13 protein-coding genes and 3 pseudogenes are annotated in these 16,090 nt (G+C 67.4%); 13 read left to right on the top strand and 3 right to left on the bottom strand.

The annotated features are described in order from the left end of the window. Positions 1-98 precede the first annotated feature (98 nt). The 3 genes from O1Q96_RS22085 (at position 99) to O1Q96_RS22075 (ending at position 2,255) form a co-directional block, all read left to right on the top strand. On the top strand, positions 99-842 hold the full coding sequence (locus O1Q96_RS22085) for a DUF1963 domain-containing protein (RefSeq protein WP_269249851.1): 744 nt from the start codon (positions 99-101) through the stop codon (positions 840-842). 163 nt (positions 843-1,005) lie between these two features. Beyond that, complete coding sequence (locus O1Q96_RS22080; RefSeq protein WP_269249850.1) at positions 1,006-1,860, top strand: IS5 family transposase; 855 nt, start codon at positions 1,006-1,008, stop codon at positions 1,858-1,860. Further along, a complete protein-coding gene (locus tag O1Q96_RS22075) occupies positions 1,857-2,255 on the top strand; it encodes a hypothetical protein (RefSeq protein WP_269249849.1) in 399 nt (132 codons plus the stop codon). Before O1Q96_RS22080 ends, O1Q96_RS22075 begins: the two co-directional genes overlap by 4 nt. Before the next feature lie 285 nt (positions 2,256-2,540). Here the strand turns inward: O1Q96_RS22075 and O1Q96_RS22070 are convergent, their stop codons facing one another. Next, the gene (locus tag O1Q96_RS22070; protein ID WP_269249848.1) at positions 2,541-3,035 is read right to left on the bottom strand and encodes an HIT family protein; all 495 of its coding nucleotides are present in this window, start codon (positions 3,033-3,035) and stop codon (positions 2,541-2,543) included. 253 nt (positions 3,036-3,288) lie between these two features. Between O1Q96_RS22070 and O1Q96_RS22065 the strand changes: the two genes are divergently transcribed. From O1Q96_RS22065 to O1Q96_RS22045, 5 genes and pseudogenes are all read left to right on the top strand, one after another. Continuing rightward, positions 3,289-4,194, top strand: coding sequence for a hypothetical protein (locus tag O1Q96_RS22065; protein ID WP_269249847.1), 906 nt, complete (start codon positions 3,289-3,291; stop codon positions 4,192-4,194). Positions 4,195-4,587: 393 nt separating this feature from the next. Then, positions 4,588-5,004, top strand: a complete 417-nt coding sequence (locus tag O1Q96_RS22060) for a hypothetical protein (RefSeq protein WP_269249846.1) — start codon at positions 4,588-4,590, stop codon at positions 5,002-5,004. 141 nt (positions 5,005-5,145) lie between these two features. After that, a pseudogene (locus O1Q96_RS22055) lies at positions 5,146-5,619 on the top strand (hypothetical protein). Between the two features lie 344 nt (positions 5,620-5,963). Next, on the top strand, positions 5,964-6,461 hold the full coding sequence (locus tag O1Q96_RS44255; RefSeq protein ID WP_331276106.1) for a Pycsar system effector family protein: 498 nt from the start codon (positions 5,964-5,966) through the stop codon (positions 6,459-6,461). Positions 6,462-6,849: 388 nt separating this feature from the next. After that, positions 6,850-7,386: a DUF4240 domain-containing protein gene (locus tag O1Q96_RS22045; protein WP_269249845.1), complete on the top strand. Its 537-nt coding sequence runs from the start codon at positions 6,850-6,852 to the stop codon at positions 7,384-7,386. Positions 7,387-7,945: 559 nt separating this feature from the next. Here the strand turns inward: O1Q96_RS22045 and O1Q96_RS22040 are convergent. Further along, positions 7,946-9,151, bottom strand: a complete 1,206-nt coding sequence (locus tag O1Q96_RS22040) for a DUF418 domain-containing protein (RefSeq protein ID WP_269249844.1) — start codon at positions 9,149-9,151, stop codon at positions 7,946-7,948. Between the two features lie 123 nt (positions 9,152-9,274). On the opposite strand from O1Q96_RS22040, the gene istA reads away from it, so the two are divergent. From istA to O1Q96_RS22020, 4 genes are all read left to right on the top strand, one after another. Beyond that, positions 9,275-10,555, top strand: a complete 1,281-nt coding sequence (gene istA, locus O1Q96_RS22035; RefSeq protein ID WP_269249843.1) for an IS21 family transposase — start codon at positions 9,275-9,277, stop codon at positions 10,553-10,555. Then, positions 10,555-11,373, top strand: coding sequence for an IS21-like element helper ATPase IstB (gene istB / locus O1Q96_RS22030; protein WP_269249842.1), 819 nt, complete (start codon positions 10,555-10,557; stop codon positions 11,371-11,373). Before istA ends, istB begins: the two co-directional genes overlap by 1 nt. Before the next feature lie 256 nt (positions 11,374-11,629). Further along, positions 11,630-12,298, top strand: coding sequence for a response regulator (locus O1Q96_RS22025; protein ID WP_269253683.1), 669 nt, complete (start codon positions 11,630-11,632; stop codon positions 12,296-12,298). Next, complete coding sequence (locus O1Q96_RS22020) at positions 12,295-13,413, top strand: sensor histidine kinase (RefSeq protein WP_269249841.1); 1,119 nt, start codon at positions 12,295-12,297, stop codon at positions 13,411-13,413. The genes O1Q96_RS22025 and O1Q96_RS22020 overlap by 4 nt, the downstream gene beginning before the upstream one ends. Before the next feature lie 654 nt (positions 13,414-14,067). On the opposite strand, the pseudogene O1Q96_RS22010 reads toward O1Q96_RS22020, so the two are convergent. After that, a pseudogene (locus O1Q96_RS22010) lies at positions 14,068-14,839 on the bottom strand (ferredoxin reductase domain-containing protein); the annotation flags it as partial. A 16-nt stretch (positions 14,840-14,855) separates the two neighbouring features. Between O1Q96_RS22010 and O1Q96_RS22000 the strand changes: the two are divergent. Then, positions 14,856-15,913, top strand: a pseudogene (locus tag O1Q96_RS22000) (transposase). Positions 15,914-16,090 lie beyond the last annotated feature (177 nt).

Genomic DNA, 16,090 nt, shown 5'->3' with positions numbered 1-16,090 from the left:
CCGGCCGCCAACTCACTCACACCCTCGCACGGTTGGTCCGCCCGTTGCTCCGCAGGGACCGCCGGGGTGTGTCAGACCGTTGAGGCAGACTCTGGCCCATGAACGCACTTGACGAGTACCGCGCGGCGGCCCGCAAGCGAGACGTGCCCGAGCACCTTCTCGACCGGGCGCTGCGCCTCGCCCGCCCGCGCTTGGAACTGCGGTCGATGGACGACGCCGACGATCCCGTCGTCGGCCAGTACGGAGGCCGTCCCCAGCTTCCCCCGGACGTTGAATGGTCCGGCTTCCCGGCCTTCATCGCATCGGTCGACTGCGCCGCGGTCCCGGTCGGCGACCTGGACATCCAATTGCCGCAGGACGGGCAGCTGCTGTTCTTCGCCAACAACAGTGAACCGAGCGACGATCCCGGGCCCGAGGAAGGCCGGGTGCTCTACGTCCCGGCCGGAACGGCAACGACGGAACGGGCCCCCTCCGAAGAGAACGCGTCCTACACCTACGAGCAATACCCGCTCCGAGGCCGGCTGGACTGGTTCGTGCCCGACACCGACAACACCGTCGCGGACCAGGACACCGTGCGTCTCATCGACCCGTACCTGCTGGATTACATGGACGAGACCATGAACGGCGAACTCACCCTGGGCGGATACGCCAACCCGATACAGTATGACCCGGCCCCCTGGCCCGCCACCGGCGACGATGCACTCATCCTGCTGGCACGCGCCGACTACCACTTCGTAGACACCCCCTCTTTCAGCTGCGCCACGTCGTGGTTGATCCACCCTCGGGACCTGGCCGGGAGGAACTTCGAAAACGTGCGGCTCGACTTCCAGGCATACATGTGACACCGCCGCACGACGCTCACCTCCGCATGGAGTTCGCGGAGCACAATCAGGGAGCGCACTCAGTGGACGTTAAGTCCGATCTTCCTCGGTTCGTGATCGCTCGATCGAGGTACTGATCGTCGGGCAGGCCATCCGCTGGGCATGTGCATGCTGAGATGTGGGCATGGAGCGAGAGCCGTACCCCAGCGACTTAGCGGACGAGCAGTGGGCGTTGATCGAGCCGATGATCACGGCCTGGAAACAGGACCGGGTGGCACGGTCAGCGGCCGGAGATCCCGGATCCTGCGATCTGCGGGAGGTCGTGAACGCGATCTTCTACCAGAACCGGACGGGCTGCCAGTGGCGCTACCTGCCCCATGACCTGCCAGCCTGGTCGGCGGTGTTCTACTACTTCGGCCTGTGGCGCCAGGACGGCCTTGACCAGCGGATTCAGGAACTCCTGCGCTGCCAGGTACGGGAGAAGGCCCGGCGATTAGAGGACCCGTCCCTCGTGATCCTCGATACCCAGTCCGTGCGCGCGGCCGCGGGTGTCCCGAAGGCCACGACGGGACTGGACGCCAACAAGAAGGTGTCGGGCCGCAAGCGGGGACTGGCCGTCGACGTTCTGGGGCTGATCATCGGCGGCGTCGTGCTGGCCGCATCCGCCCACGACAACACGGCCGGCACCGCCCTGCTCGACCAGGCCGCCGAGCGGTGCGGGATGCGTCTGGAGAAGGCTCTGGTGGACCTGGGCTTCAAGGACGAAGTCCTCATCCATGGCGCGTTGTTGGACATCGACGTCGAAGTCGTCCGCCGCAACCCGGCCAACCAGGGCAAAGGCTTCGTCCCGCAACCGAAGAGGTGGATCGTGGAGCAGGTCAACGGCACGTTGATGCTGCACCGCAGACTGGCCCGCGAGTACGATCACCGGCCCGACACGTCCGCCTCGCGCGTCCACTGGGCCTCGATCGCGAACATGACCCGCCGCCTCACCACGCCGAGTCCAGCCTGGCGCGACACCCTCGGACTGGCCGCGTGAACGTCATCGAGCTCCTGGCCGACCTCCAGGCCCAGCACGACAAGACCGCAGCCCGTGCCGACGAACTGCGTGACCAGATCCATCACTTGACCGCCGCCCTGACCGAGACCGAAGCGCGACTCGCGAACCTGGTCACCACCCGGAAGGTCATCGCCGAACTGGCACCGGCTTCAGGCCAGCCCGCACCGTCCGAGACGAACACCGCCTACCAGGCCATCGCGAACACCTTCAACCAGCATCCCGATCAAGAGTTCCGAGCCCGTGAGCTGCACGAACGCCTCGGCATGCCCACCGACGAGGCATCCGTCAACATCACCCGCAGCCGCCTCGGACGCCTCACCCGCCAAGGCTTCCTCACTCAACCCGGACGAGGCCGCTACCAGAAGCGGACTTAACGTCCACTGAAGAGGGGGTGGTCAGCGGCGGTCGTTCGGCAGGGTACCCAGTTGGACGCTTCGGCAGTCGCCTGACGTGTCGTCGTGCGGCCCGCGATGCGGCCCCTCAGGCCCTCAAACGTCTCCTGCCGGCGGGCAGGGTCTGCGCTGTGACCTGCGACCATCGCATGATCCTTTGTCTTCACACACAGATGATCAACTGTGGCCGCATCCCTGTGCGACCGGTTTCGACCAGCAAGGCCCGTCAGGTGTACGGCCGATCTGGCAACAGCCGGACGCCGCCGGTCATCCCGGCTTGAGCTCGTCCCGGGCGATGACCGCCTCACGCAGGCCTGCGGCCATCGCAGCCGCCCGGTCCGGCGGCAGCGCCAGGACACCATTCTCCGTCATCAGAGCGTGGAACTGCTGCTCAGGGTAGGGGACGCCGGGCGGCAGAGCGGCGATGTGCCAGTGCAGATGCGCATTGCCCTGCTGGCTGCCGAGCGAGTAGAGGTATGTGCGCTCCGGCTCGCAGACGGCCTCGACGGCGAGGGCGATCTCCCGGACGAACATCATCATCCGGCTGTAGGCCGCCTCGTCCAGGTCGCGCACGACGTGCTCGACGTGCGCCTTCGGTGCGACCAGAACCTTGCCCGGCACCGTGGGCCACCTGTCCAGGAACGCTACGTGATCGCCATCCTCAAAAACCGTCTCGTGCCGGTAGTCCGGATTCCCGGCCAGGAACGCACAAACGAAGCACGGGCCGCTCCGAGTCCGCTCCACATACGCCTCAAGGTCCATTGGCCGTCGGTCCGTTGACACCTGAGCACCCCTCCGTAGTGGCGAATCAGTCTCCCGCAGGCCCACGACACCCACCGGCTCGAATGAGCGCCAACAGTCTGGCAACACTCCTCGCCGACGCCAGACCCTGCTGCCAAGGAACGATCACGCTGCGGACAGAACCGGTCCACCTGCGCAGCCTTGCGTACAACGCCTCTGCGCGGTGTCGGCGATCCGTCAACATGCAGGCCAGAGCTGAGCTGGCAGGAGAGGCATGACCACGAGCAACAACGGCGAAAGCGACAGCGCGGATCCCGAATCGGATTCCACAGACCACGCTTGGCAGGAACGTGCCACGCAACAACTCCGTCGGGTCCGAGGGTACGCGACCTCGGGCCTCAGCAGGTTCCGATCCGCCCTCGCCAGCAATGGATTCATCGGCGGCGTCGCGGTGGGCCTCATCTTTCTCCTGCTGCCCCTTCTGCAGGAATCCGTGACGGAAAGTCGCGCTCCTCTGTTGCACGCGAGCGCGCAGGTGCCTTGGGATCTGGACGAGGACGGCGCTACCTGGGTGTTTACCAAAAAACTTCAAAACGAGCAGGTAAGGAAGATTCAGTCAGCCGGGCTGGCATACGATAAGCTGGCCCTTATCGCCCAATCCTATGGCGGAGTACGTGTGAGTGAGGGCGGATTCGCCCTCCGCGTACGGGTCGTGCTCCGCGGAGCACGGAGTGAGCCCACCCTCATCGAAGGGATGGAGGCAAAGCAGGTCAGGTGCAGACCCGCACCCACGGGGGCACTGGTGCGCGGCCCTCTTCAAGGCGGTGGGCCGGTCAAGATTCTGCGTGTCGATTTGGACGCGGGCGACCATAAGGCCCGAGCGGTCCGCATGAACGGTTCGTTCGACCGCCGACCGTATTTCACCACACACTTCCACGAGCTCGCGAAGGGTGAATCAATCGTCTATGAAGTACGAGCCGTGACGCGTAGGCAATGCACTTGGAAATTGGCCGTCCAAGTGAGAATCGGAGAAACGGCAGACAGCGTCGAAGTAGATGATTCTGGTGCGCCTTTCGTTGCCAGCAGCATCATCTACAACCGGAGCACGCCCTACAAAACATGCCTCGCGTCGGACAACGAAACGGGGTACATGGTTGACGAGGCCGCTTGCCAAGAGTGATTGGCTCCGTAAATGCCTCACAGACCTTCGACTACTGAGCCCTTGCCTGCCTCGGCCGGAAAACAAGGGACGCGTATTGTCGAGGAAGCCATGCCCACCGGAAACATCCCCAGCAGTGACCCCGCCCCAGCGCGATTTCATGCCCGCCGCTCAACCAACCGTCAATGAGTTCGCCGCATTCATGCCTGCAGGCGAAGCTCCTGGCGTAAAACGTGCACGTCGGCCGCGCAGCGCAGACGATGGGATCTCAAGCACGTGCGTCCAAGAGGGGCCATGAGCGCCGACTACCCGCCACCACCAGATGCTCCGCCCGGATCGCCTAGACCGCCGGCGTCCAGGCGGCGCCCTCTCCTGCTCGCCGCGCTTGCGGGTGTCGTCATCGGAGGGGGTGCCGTGGGCGCCGTGTGGGGCTTCGCCGGCGGCCAGGACACCGCCAACAGTCCAGAGAGCGCGAGCAGCAGTACCACGCTCGCTGCCGAGACCGAGCCCAGCACTTTCACTCTCACTGACACCTTCGAACTCACCAAGGACGCGGTCGGCAACGGCCTGGGCGGATGCAAGGGTAGCGGTGGCTTCGACGATATCGCGGAAGGTACGGCCGTCACCGTGTACGACGCGGCTGGCACGGTCATCGCCACCGGGCACCTTGGTGTCTCGACGCTGAGCTCCGGGACATGCACGTTCGATGTCGCCGTCGAGGGAGTTCCCAAAGGCAAGGAGTTCTACAAGGTGGAGATCTCTCACCGGGGGACGGTGCAGTTGTCAGCTGATGATGCCGAGGCTGGCCTGTTCGGCGCATCGTTGGGATGAGCCGACTGCACCAGTCTGACGGTCATTGAGCCGTTTCCAAGCTGGCGGTTCTGACCGCGAGTTGGACAGTCTTGCGCAACGACGAAGCTCCCGGGAGACGGGTTCTCGACCAGGATCACTCGTGTCCGCCAGGAGCTTCACGTGCTTGTCCGCCCGTCCTCGATATATCTGTCCAACCGCATTTTGCGGTTCCTGACGGTACAACTGACCGTGCGTCGTATGGAGATCAGGACGCGGTGGCAACGTCTCTCCGCTGCACGTCAGGCTCTGCTCGCCCTGGCTCATCTGTGGTACGCACACACCTAGGCTCAGCTCGCCGCCGGGTCCGGCATCGGGATCGCGACCGTCTACCGCCACACGATCAACGAAACCCTCGCCGATACGGGACTCAGATGCTGGTCCGACAAGGCGTACCAAGGCGCCGGCGACCTTGTCCGGGTGCCGTTTCGAGGCCGCCGTCCCACGCGACACCACCCACGCCAAGATCCACTGCGTCGGAGAGCAGGCGATGGCCCCCTCAAGGGCCGGCGCCTCCTGCGGAAACTCCGCTGCAGCACCAACCGCATCACTGACGCCGTGAAAGCCCTCCTGGTCCTTCACCATGCATCAGCGTGACGTTGGCAAACGCTGAGTGCGCGGAGCCGTGCGCCGCTACGTCAGTACGCACATGGATGGGATCAGTCTCAGTCGGACGGTGGCTGCTCGACCCTGCCGCCTGTATTCGGCAACTGCACGTAGTTCTCAGCGCCGGAGGGAAGTACAAAAGGGCAAGCTGCCGAGCAGGCATTGACCAAGAGAGGCAAGACTTCGGTGGCCACCCTCAGCGAGATCCACACCTGGTGGAGCCCACCCTGCTCGATCGGCCGATCGCAGACACTGCACCCGCGGATGGCAGTGGTCCCCCAGCGCCGGGCATCGAGCCGTGCCAAGTCGAGATCAGCAACTGAGTCCCTCCAGCGCTGAAGCCGGGGGAAAGGAGGACGGAGCTTGTAGTTTGCCGCTTCCAAGGTGGGCAGACGACCGGGTTCGTCGTCCTGCCAGTCCCGGAATTTACGAACCCGCGCGTTACCGCCCGCGCCGACGGCGAGTCCAGCCTGCTGTGCGCGTTCACCGGCGCCGTCCCCGCCGGGCCCACCTCCCTCGCCGACCACCAACTGCCCGCCGCCACGCAAGCCTTCGGCGCAGCTAACGTTCTCGTCCTGGCCACCGCTTCCGTGCTGCTTCTCCTGGTCATGCGGCCCCAGCTTGCGCGATGGCGACTGGCCTCGTTTCCGTACTTGGCATACCTGGCGGAAGCCGAGATCCGTGAGCGCATGCTCGGCGACAGCAGGGCAGCCCGCGTTCGGGTCCTGTCCCAGATCGCCCTCGGCAAGTACTGCCGTCTCCGGCGTGCGGGCGACCTGATCCTGGCAGCCCTGGCTCTGCTCCTCCTGGCCGCGATCGGCGCCCTGGTCTGACGGTCCTACGACTCGCCCCACACCGCCCTGCACACCCCAGTCCGCCCGTACACCCCCAACTCGGCTGGGCTACCTGATGGACCTCGCCTTCCAAGGAGGTTGAATCCGGTCAGCCTCCAAGGCCACCTGCGGAAGACCGGTGTCCCACCGCAACGTGGCAGGATCTCCGCGATCCGCCAACTCGTCTTCCAGGCCCCAGCCCTCACCATCGCGAAGGCGCTCGGCCACCACGACGAGACAGCCACCCGCCTGGTCACCGAAGCTGGAGGACCTGGAGCCGATACGCCCCTGGCGACCACACATGCTGAGGGGGGCGGCTTGCTTGCTCTGGCGAGCCAACCTCCTGGGGCCGGCATGATGTCAGTACCAGGTGGCATGCTCTGCCGCCATGAACAAAGAGCAGTTCTGGCAGCTCATCGAGGCAGCCCGCAACCAGGTGTCCAACCTGAACGACGGAGAAGTCGTCGCCCGCCGGGCAGCCTCGCAACTGGCCACGCACCCGGCCGAGGAGATCGTCGCCGCTCAGCAGGTGTTGTGGGACCTGATGGCCGACTCCTATACGAATCCTCTGTGGGCTGCTGCCTACGTGATCAACGGCGGATGCTCCGACGACGGCTTCGACTACTTCCGCGGCTGGCTGATCGCTCAGGGACGCGAGGTCTTCGAGCGCATAGTTGCCGACCCCGATGCCCTGTCAGAAGTGCCCATCGTGCGAGCTGCAGCGGCCGACGGAGTTGATCTCGATTGTGAGGAGACGCTGAGCATCGTCTGGAACGCACACGTCATGGCGACCGGCAAGCAACTCCCGGACGACGCATTCACCATCCGATACCCGGAGCTGGACACCACCTGGGACTTCGACTTCGACGACCGAGGCGAAATGACTCGCCACCTGCCACGCTTGGCAGCTCTCTACCTGGAGTAAGCGGCGAATCGCGATCACGAGACACCCAGCGGAGGCGAGACTTCCCGGTGATCACTGTCCGTCACGCCCTGAGGATAAGAATCGGTTTCCGCTGACGAATACGCGACACCTCAACATGCGAGCCCCCAGTCCCGAGACCGCAGAGCCCCGCGGGTTCGCGGAAACTGCAGCCTGCTCAGTGGGAACTCTCGGGTCAGTCTGTGTGCATCAGCTCAAGGCATCCGTGGGTTCGGTGGGAACTTGGGCAATCGGAGTGGCGAGCCGTGTCAGCAGCAGTTGCAGTCGGGCTAGCAGCCGCAGGCGTCCGCCTCTACGGCGGACGAGATGGCCGGCGCACAGCAACTCTTGCCTTGCCAGGCGTCGAGGCCTTCCTTGATGACGATGGGGGGGGTAAGTGATGTCGGAGCTTTTCTACTCTTGTCAGTCTGTTCCCATCCTTGTGTCCCGAACGCGTCCCGAACGCCGCATCACCAGCCCGGGTGATCGAGGCCGCTCGCTGATGGTCGACCACCGCGGAATCGCAGTTCTTGCTGGCGAGGTCGCGCTTCCTCGATGCGTCTCATTGAATACGACGGGCGATCTCGGTCGCCCTGCCCATCAGCCATTCGAGCGGCCCTCGTTGGAAGAAGCGGGACCAGATGGTGGCGAGGACGGTGACGGACGCGATGAAGCCGAGCAGGATGTACAGGGGCGAGGCGCTCTGGCCGTCGGTGTTCAGGAGCCAGATGGCGATGATGTGGTAGACGTACGCCGTCAGTGACATCGAGCCGACCGCGATGACGGGCCCCGCCAGGCGGCGCAGCCGGGGGAAGGCGTCCATGGCGGCCAGGCACGCGGTGATCACGAGGATCGCCACGCCGGTGGCGGCCACGATGGACAGGGTCGCCTCGCTGTGCGGGGCGGCGGCCAGCATCCCGGCGGGGGTGTCGCCGAAGATGCCGATGCTGTCGGGCGATACAGACGCCATGGATGACATGCCCGATCCTTGTTCGGCTTTCCGGACGGCTTCGGCGGCACCGGGTACAAGACGCACCGCCAGCCAGGAGCCGCCGTAGCCGGTGACGGCGAGGGCGACACCGGTGAGGGCGAGGCGTATGCGTACGGCGGTGGCGGCCAGGTCGCAGCGGGCGACAGCCATACCGGCGATGACGAACGGGACCCAGGTCAGGGCCGGATAGCCGCCGGTGAAGAACAGCGAGACGGGGCCGTCGGCCTGGCCGTAGGAGAGGAATACGCGGCCGCCGACCACCGGCTTCAGCGCGTACAGCAGCTGCGGGCCCACCAGGGCCCAGCCCACCGCGATCAGCGCCAGCGGCTTGGCGCCCAGCCGGTACAGCGGCAGCACGAGCAGGAAGAACAGGCCGTAGAAGGCGAGGATCGGCACGACCGGGGTGCCGGTCATGGTCAGGGCGGTGCCCAGGGCAATCAGGATCCCGGCCCGGATGATCACCTTGGCGACGGCCTGGCGGCCGGCCAGGCCGGTCTTGGGTGTGCGGCGCCCGGTGATGAGGGCGACCGCGAAGCCGGCCAGGACGGCGAACAGGGCGGAGGAGCGGCCCTGCGCCAGCTCCATCAGGAAGCCGATGACACCGTCCTGGCCCGGGGCGGGACCCACATGGACCGCATACATGCCGAAGACGGCCAGGCCCCTGGCCAGGTCCAGCCCAACCAGCCGGCCCACGCCGGGCGCGCCCGGCGTGGGCACACCGCGCTCGTGTTCAGGGGATGGTGCGTCGGTCGGCGGGGAGTCTGCGCGCTGTGTCATGTCTCTCAGGCTGGAGACCGTGTCGGCGACGGGTGAATCGTGACCCTCTGACGGCGGATCAAAACTGACCCACTTCGTGGTCTTCTGACCAACCTGATCTTGATCGAAGGTCAGGAGAAGAGGGTGATTTCCGTGGAGGACTGGGCAGAGATCCGCAGGCTGCACCGGGCCGAGCAGATGCCGATCAGGGCGATCGCCCGGCAGCTGGGCATCTCGAAGAACACCGTGAAGCGGGCCCTGGCCACGAACCGGCCGCCGGTCTACTCCCGGCCGGCGAAGGGCTCGGCGGTCGACGCGGTCGAGCCGCAGATCCGGGAACTGCTGAAGCAGACCCCGACGATGCCGGCGACCGTGATCGCCGAGCGGATCGGCTGGGACCGTGGCATGACCGTCCTCAAAGAACGCGTACGCGAGCTGCGGCCCGCCTATCTGCCCGTCGACCCGGTCTCACGCACCACCTATCAGCCCGGCGAGCTGGCCCAGTGCGACCTGTGGTTCCCGCCCGTCGACATCCCGCTCGGATACGGGCAGTCCGGCCACCCGCCGGTGCTCGTGATGGTGTCCGGCTACTCGCGGATCATCGCGGCGCGGATGCTGCCCACCCGCACCACCGGCGACCTGATCGACGGCCACTGGAAGCTGCTGACCGGCTGGAACGCGGTCCCGAGGATGCTGGTCTGGGACAACGAGGCCGGCATCGGCCGCGGCAAGGTGACCGGCGACTTCGCCGCGTTCGCGGGCCTGCTCGCCACCCGGATCTACCTCTGCCGACCCCGCGATCCAGAAGCGAAAGGGCTGGTGGAGCGGGCCAACGGTTACCTGGAGACCAGCTTCCTGCCCGGCCGCACCTTCACCGGCCCCGACGACTTCAACACCCAGCTGACCACCTGGCTGGCCATCGCCAACCGGCGCCAGCACCGCACCCTCGGCGCCCGCCCCGTCGACCGGTGGGAAGCCGACCGGGCCCAGATGCTCGCCCTGCCGCCGGTCGACCCGCCGCGCTGGTGGCGCTTCGCCACCCGCATCGGCCGCGACCACTACATCCGCGTCGACACCTGCGACTACTCCGTGCACCCCCTCGCCATCGGCAAGAAAGTCCAGGTCCGCACCGACACCGACGAAGTCGTCGTGACCCTCGCTCCCGGCGGGGCCGAGGTCGCCCGCCACCCGCGGTGCTGGGCCAAGCAGCAGACCATCACCGACCCGGTCCATGCCCGCGCCGCCGCCGTTCTGCGCGGCGACTACCGCCACCACCAAGCCTCCCAGGCCCAGGCCGCCCGCCGGCACAACGCTGCCACCGCAAGTGATCTCGTCGAGGTCGAACAACGCCAACTCGACTCCTACGACCGCATGTTCACCCTCATCGAGGGCGGCGGCCAGGCCGATGATCCGGAGGTCTCCTGATGCCCGCCACCACCAGGACCACCGCCCCGGCGGGGCCCCGCACCGGCCGCCAGACCGCCGCCGACCTGTCCTTCCTGGCCCGGGCGATGAAGGCCCCGGCCCTGCTGGACGCCGCCGAACGCCTGGCCGAACGCGCCCTGAAGGAGACCTGGACACACACCGAGTTCCTCGTCGCCTGCCTCCAGCGGGAGGTCTCCGCCCGCGAGTCCCACGGCGGCGAGGCCCGCATCCGCACCGCCCGCTTCCCCGCGATCAAGACGATCGAGGAACTCGACATCACCCATCTGCGCGGCATAACGCGCCAACAACTCGCGCATCTGGGCACGTTGGACTTCATCACCGGCAAGGAGAACGCCGTTTTTCTGGGACCTCCGGGGACCGGGAAGACACACCTGGCAATCGGACTCGCGGTCCGCGCCTGCCAGGCCGGCCACCGGGTCGCGTTCGCCACCGCCGCCGAATGGGTCGACCGCCTGGCCGCCGCCCACCATGGCGGACACCTCCAGGCCGAGCTCACCAAACTGTCCCGCTATCCGCTGATCGTGATCGACGAGGTCGGCTACATCCCCTTCGAATCCGAGGCCGCGAACCTGTTCTTCCAGCTGATCTCGAACCGATACGAAAGAGCGAGTGTGATCGTCACGAGCAACAAACCCTTCGGACGCTGGGGCGAGGTCTTCGGCGACGAGACCGTGGCCGCCGCCATGATCGACCGCCTCGTCCACCACGCCGAGGTCCACTCCCTCAAAGGCGACTCCTACCGCATGCGCGGACGCCAACTCGGACGCGTCCCCACCGCCACACACGACACCGACTGAACACCGGCAATCAGACCCGGTGGGTCAGAACTCGACCGCCCACACCGGGTCAGGATTCAACCGCCGCCGACAGACCGGACGTGCCGCGGAGTATCCGGCAGAAGGCTGCCGTGCCCCTGCCGACTGGAGGGTGATACCCCGCCGGGCGGCTGGAGCTGGCATCCGAGATGCTGCAGGTACGTTCCGCGGCTTTAGGGTCGAGGCGGTATGAGCCGGGCGGTAGGGACGAAGGTGAGGCGGAGCGCGCGTGAATCGGGTGGTGCGGGTGGTGGTGGACGACGAGGCTTTGGTGCGGTCGGGTTTCGGGCTCATCCTGGGCGCGGCCGAGGACATCGAGGTCGTCGCGACCGCGAGCGGTGGCGACGCCGTGGAGACCGTCCGCCGGGAGCGGCCCGACGTGGTCTTGCTGGACATCCGGATGCCGGACGTCGACGGCCTCACCGTCCTGCGCGAGCTGCGGATGATGCCGGACGCTCCCGTGGTGGCGATGCTGACCACGTTCGACGCCGACGAGTACATCCTGACCGCGCTGCACTCCGGGGCAGCCGGTTTCCTGCTCAAGGACACCGAGCCGGAGCAGCTCGCCCAGCTGGTGCGCACCCTGGCCGCGGGCGGCGTGGTGCTCTCCCCCAAGGCTTCGCGGACCCTGCTGCACAGCCACCCCCGCGCCGAGGCCGCCGTCGACGAGGAGGCGGCCCGCGTCCGGCTCCTTACCGCCCGTGAGCGGGACGTCCTCGCCCTGGTGGCGGAGGGTCTGTCGAACGTCAACATCGGGGCGCGCATCCACCTGGGAGCCGGCACCGTGAAGGATCACGTCAGCGCGATCTTCACGAAGCTGCGGGTGACCAGCCGGGTGCAGGCCGCGCTGCTGGCGCAGCGGGCAGGGCTGCTCGACGAGCGCCCGCAGCCGGAAGCCACACTATGAATCGCGCACGTGCCCTGTGGGAGCGGGTGCCCGCGCCGGTCGTCGACCTCGTCCTGGTGGCGGTGGCAGCCGTGGACCTGTGGTTGACCCTGTGGGACGACACGCGACTCGGTGTCGCGCTGGCCGCGCTTGGCTGTGCCGCGCTGGCCTTCCGGCGCAGGTTCCCGCTCGTCGTTTTCCTGCTCACCCTGCCGATCGCGACGACTCAGCCGGTCGCCGTCGCTCCGCTTGTGGCGCTGTTCACCCTGGCCGAACGTTCCCGCAGCCGAACTCTCCTCGCGGGGTGCGTCGCCCTGGTCGCGGTCGCGAGCAGTGTTCCGTGGCCCCTGGCCAGTTTCGCCGAGGTCGGCCGGACCATGACGCTGATCGACTTCGTGTACAGCCTGGCCACCGCGGTCGCCCCGGTCCTCTTCGGACAACTCCTTCAGGCGCACCGAGACTTGGCGCGGCGGCTGACCGAGATCGAGGAGGCCAGGGAACACGAGCGGGCCCTGCACGCCCAGGCCGTACTCGCCCGCGAACGCGCCCAACTGGCCCGCGAGATGCACGACGTGGTCTCCCACCAGGTCAGCCTGATCGCCGTACAGGCCGGAGCCATGCAGGTAGCCGCCCAGGACCCGAACGCCAGAAAGGCCGCCCGCACGATCCGTTTGCTGAGCGTCACCACACTCGACGAACTGCGCACCATGGTCACGCTGCTGCGCGCATCCGGCGGCCACGCCACGGAGCTGACGCCTCAGCCCACCCTGGCCGACCTGCACAAACTCGTGGAATCCAGCGGCACTCACGCACAGCTGGAAGGTGAACTCCCGCCCACCGTGGGCACACCGGCCCAACGGGCCCTCTACCGTACGGTCCAGGAGGCGCTGACCAACGTCCGCAAGCACGCCCCCGGCGCAACCGCCCGCGTCGAGCTGTGGCAGGACGGCGACCACCTCGGAGTGACCGTCGCCAACACCCCGCCCACACGTCCCTCCTTGTCCCTGCCAGGATCACATCACGGTCTGGTCGGCCTGCGGGAACGGGCCGACATCCTCCACGGCACCCTGGAGGCGGGCCCGACCACGGAGGGCGGCTACCAGGTGCGGCTGCGGATTCCCCTCAGCACGGACTGACCGACCAAAACCGCATGCCGGCACGTCGGCTGCGCCGGCTCACCGGCCCGCCGCTTGGGCTCCGTGCCCGAGCTGCTGATCAAGCCAACGCGGTGGGCCAGGCCGACGCCGACGTCCGGCAGACAACCCGGGTGTCGGCGCGATGTGATCGCCCAGCGTGGCGCCGAGGCGGGGACCTGATGCTGCAGCCCCGGCCGAAAGCGAGAGGCAGCTGGCTGGAGGGATCGGTCGCCGACGCCTCCGCCGGCGTCATCGCCCGGGCTTTCGACCAGCCGCGTACCGCGATCCGGGCACCGCAGGCCGTGGGCGGTACTGGTCGACGGCGCTCCGCACCAGCTGGACGATCCAGGACGAAGCCGCCCGCAGCGAAGACCTCGCAACGACTGGGATGTCACCCAACGACTCGGATGTCACCGCTGGACCGTCGAACGCACCATGGTCCGGCTCGCCGGATGCCGATGTCTGCACGGCCACTACGAACGCAAGGCCGATCACTTCCTGGCCTTCACCAGCCTCGCCTGCACCCTGATCTGCTACCGCGGACTCGCCAAGTGAGATGGCCTCTCAGGGAACCGCGCCACGAACACGTTGGACGTCCGTGGCGGATTGATCGGGGATCCGGTGCGGTGGACGCTGCCCCGGGCCGCGGGGCGGTCAGCCGGCCCAGACGTCCTCCACGTAGTGACCGGACTCGGCCAGGGCGGCCAGGCAGGCGGTGGCCTCTTCAGCGCCGGCTCCGGTGCGGTCCCGGTAGATCACCATGAACGCCTCACGCACGGCGGGGGCCATGCGGCGGCCGTCACCGCAGACGTAGACACAGTCCGCCGGCTTCCAGCGCCGCCCAGACCTCGTCGCTCTCCTTGGCGATGCGGTCCTGGACAAAGCGGGCACCGTCTTCGGGGGCGCAGGCGAAGGTGGGTCGCATACTGACGGCTCCGCCGGCCTCGGCCGCCTCGAACTCCTCGCGGTGGAGGTAATCGACGTCGGGGTGATCGCAGCCGAAGTAGCACAGCAGCGTGCCGGTCGACTTGACGTGGTGACGGTCCAGGACGGCCCCGCGGAAGGGTGCCAGTCCGGTGCCCGCGCTGATCAGGGTCACCGGCACGGAGTCGTCCTCGGGCAGGCGGAAGGCCTCGCTGCAGGGCAGCACCCGGGCCTGGACGGTGTCGCCGGCTGTCACGGTCTGCAGGTAGTGCGAGCCGATGCCGCGGAAGGTGCCCTCGCCGCCCCGGTGGGGCGCAGCGAGCAGCGACACCATCAGGTCGACCTCACCGGGTGCCGCCTCGGCGGAGGAGGAGATCGAGTAGTTGCGCGGGCGCAGCACCCCCAGCAGTTCCAGGAAGACCTCGAAGGGCAGCTCGCAGGCCCGGTAGCGCTCCAGCAGGTCCAGGACGCTGCGTCCGGCGGCGGTCACCTGCTCGCAGAAGGCGACGCTGCGGCGGGTGCGGCACCTGTTCGTCAACCGGACCAACATACGCGCGGCCCTGCGCAAGCTGGTGAACGCCACCTTCGCTGCCCGGGACGAGATGTGGTGGGGCACCGGTACTGCGTGCGCCTCCGACAGCCGCAAGTTCGGCGTCTGGTCCTCGAACCTGATGACCGAGTGGCACCAACGCTACCGCGGCCCCGGGGTGATGATCTACTGGCACGTCGAGCGGAAGTCGGTCTGCATCCACTCCAGCTCAAGAGCTGTTCGGCCTCCGAAGTCGCCTCGATGATCGAGGGCGTGCTGCGGCACTGCACCGACATGGACGTCGACCGGCAGTACACCGACACCCACGGCGCCTCCATCGTCGGCTTCGCCTTCGCTCACACGATCGACTTCAAGCTGATGCCGAGGCTGAAGAACATCGGCTCCGCGGAGCTGTACCGGCCGGCCGCCGGGCAGGACGAGAAGTGGCCGAACCTCGCACCGGTGCTGTCCACCAAGACGATCAACTGGGAACTGATCGCCCAGCAGTACGACCAGATCGTGAAGTACACCACCGCGCTGCACCTGGGCACCGCCGAAGCCGAGCAGGACCTGCGCCGCTTCACCCGCGGCGGCCCCAAGCACCCCACCTACCAGGCCATCGAAGAACTCGGGCGGGCCGTGCGGACCGCGTTCGTCTGCGACTACCTCGCCGACGTCGAAGTGCGCCAGGAGATCCACGAAGGGCTCCAGGTCGTGGAGAACTGGAACTCCGCGAACAAGGACCTCTTCTACGGCAAGGACGGCGACCTGGCCGGCGCGGACAAGGAGTTCCAGGAGGTCAGCATGCTCGCGCTGCACCTGCTCCAGTCCGCTCTGGTCCACGTCAACACGCTGCTGATGCAGCAGGTCCTCGCCGATCCGAAGTGGGCCGACACCCTCACTGACGCGGACCGGCGAGCGCTCTCCCCCGCTGTTCTGGACCCATGTGAATCCCTACGGCCGGTTCGAGCTGGACATGAACAGACGCCTCGACCTGGACCTGACCGCCCGGGACGCCGTGCCCAGGCCGCGCGCCCCCGAGGGTAGACCGGCGGCCCTGGGGTGAGGAGCTGGGGCTCCGATCGCCTACGAACAGCATCTGGTCACCAGCACCCTCGCCGCATAACGGCACAAACAGGTGTCCACTTCACGGGGGAAGGTTCAGTCGGCGTGTCTTCATGGGCCGCGACAACCTCCTGGTGCGAGCATCTTGACGCCGTCGCC

Origin of the sequence: Streptomyces aurantiacus, from assembly GCF_027107535.1 — a bacterium.
In the GTDB taxonomy this organism is placed as follows: domain Bacteria; phylum Actinomycetota; class Actinomycetes; order Streptomycetales; family Streptomycetaceae; genus Streptomyces.
The sequence above is the reverse complement of the archived record's forward strand: the minus strand, read 5'-3'. Positions and strand labels throughout refer to the sequence as shown.

What these genes read in the sequence shown, in the direction of transcription:
- istB (WP_269249842.1), top strand. Translation starts at nt 10,555, where the DNA reads ATGCCCGCCACCACCAGGACCACCGCCCCGGCGGGGCCCCGCACCGGC.
- O1Q96_RS22085 (WP_269249851.1), top strand. Translation starts at nt 99, where the DNA reads ATGAACGCACTTGACGAGTACCGCGCGGCGGCCCGCAAGCGAGACGTG.
- O1Q96_RS22020 (WP_269249841.1), top strand. Translation starts at nt 12,295, where the DNA reads ATGAATCGCGCACGTGCCCTGTGGGAGCGGGTGCCCGCGCCGGTCGTC.
- O1Q96_RS22070 (WP_269249848.1), bottom strand. Translation starts at nt 3,035, where the DNA reads ATGGACCTTGAGGCGTATGTGGAGCGGACTCGGAGCGGCCCGTGCTTC.
- O1Q96_RS22045 (WP_269249845.1), top strand. Translation starts at nt 6,850, where the DNA reads ATGAACAAAGAGCAGTTCTGGCAGCTCATCGAGGCAGCCCGCAACCAG.
- O1Q96_RS22040 (WP_269249844.1), bottom strand. Translation starts at nt 9,151, where the DNA reads ATGACACAGCGCGCAGACTCCCCGCCGACCGACGCACCATCCCCTGAA.
- O1Q96_RS22080 (WP_269249850.1), top strand. Translation starts at nt 1,006, where the DNA reads ATGGAGCGAGAGCCGTACCCCAGCGACTTAGCGGACGAGCAGTGGGCG.
- O1Q96_RS22065 (WP_269249847.1), top strand. Translation starts at nt 3,289, where the DNA reads ATGACCACGAGCAACAACGGCGAAAGCGACAGCGCGGATCCCGAATCG.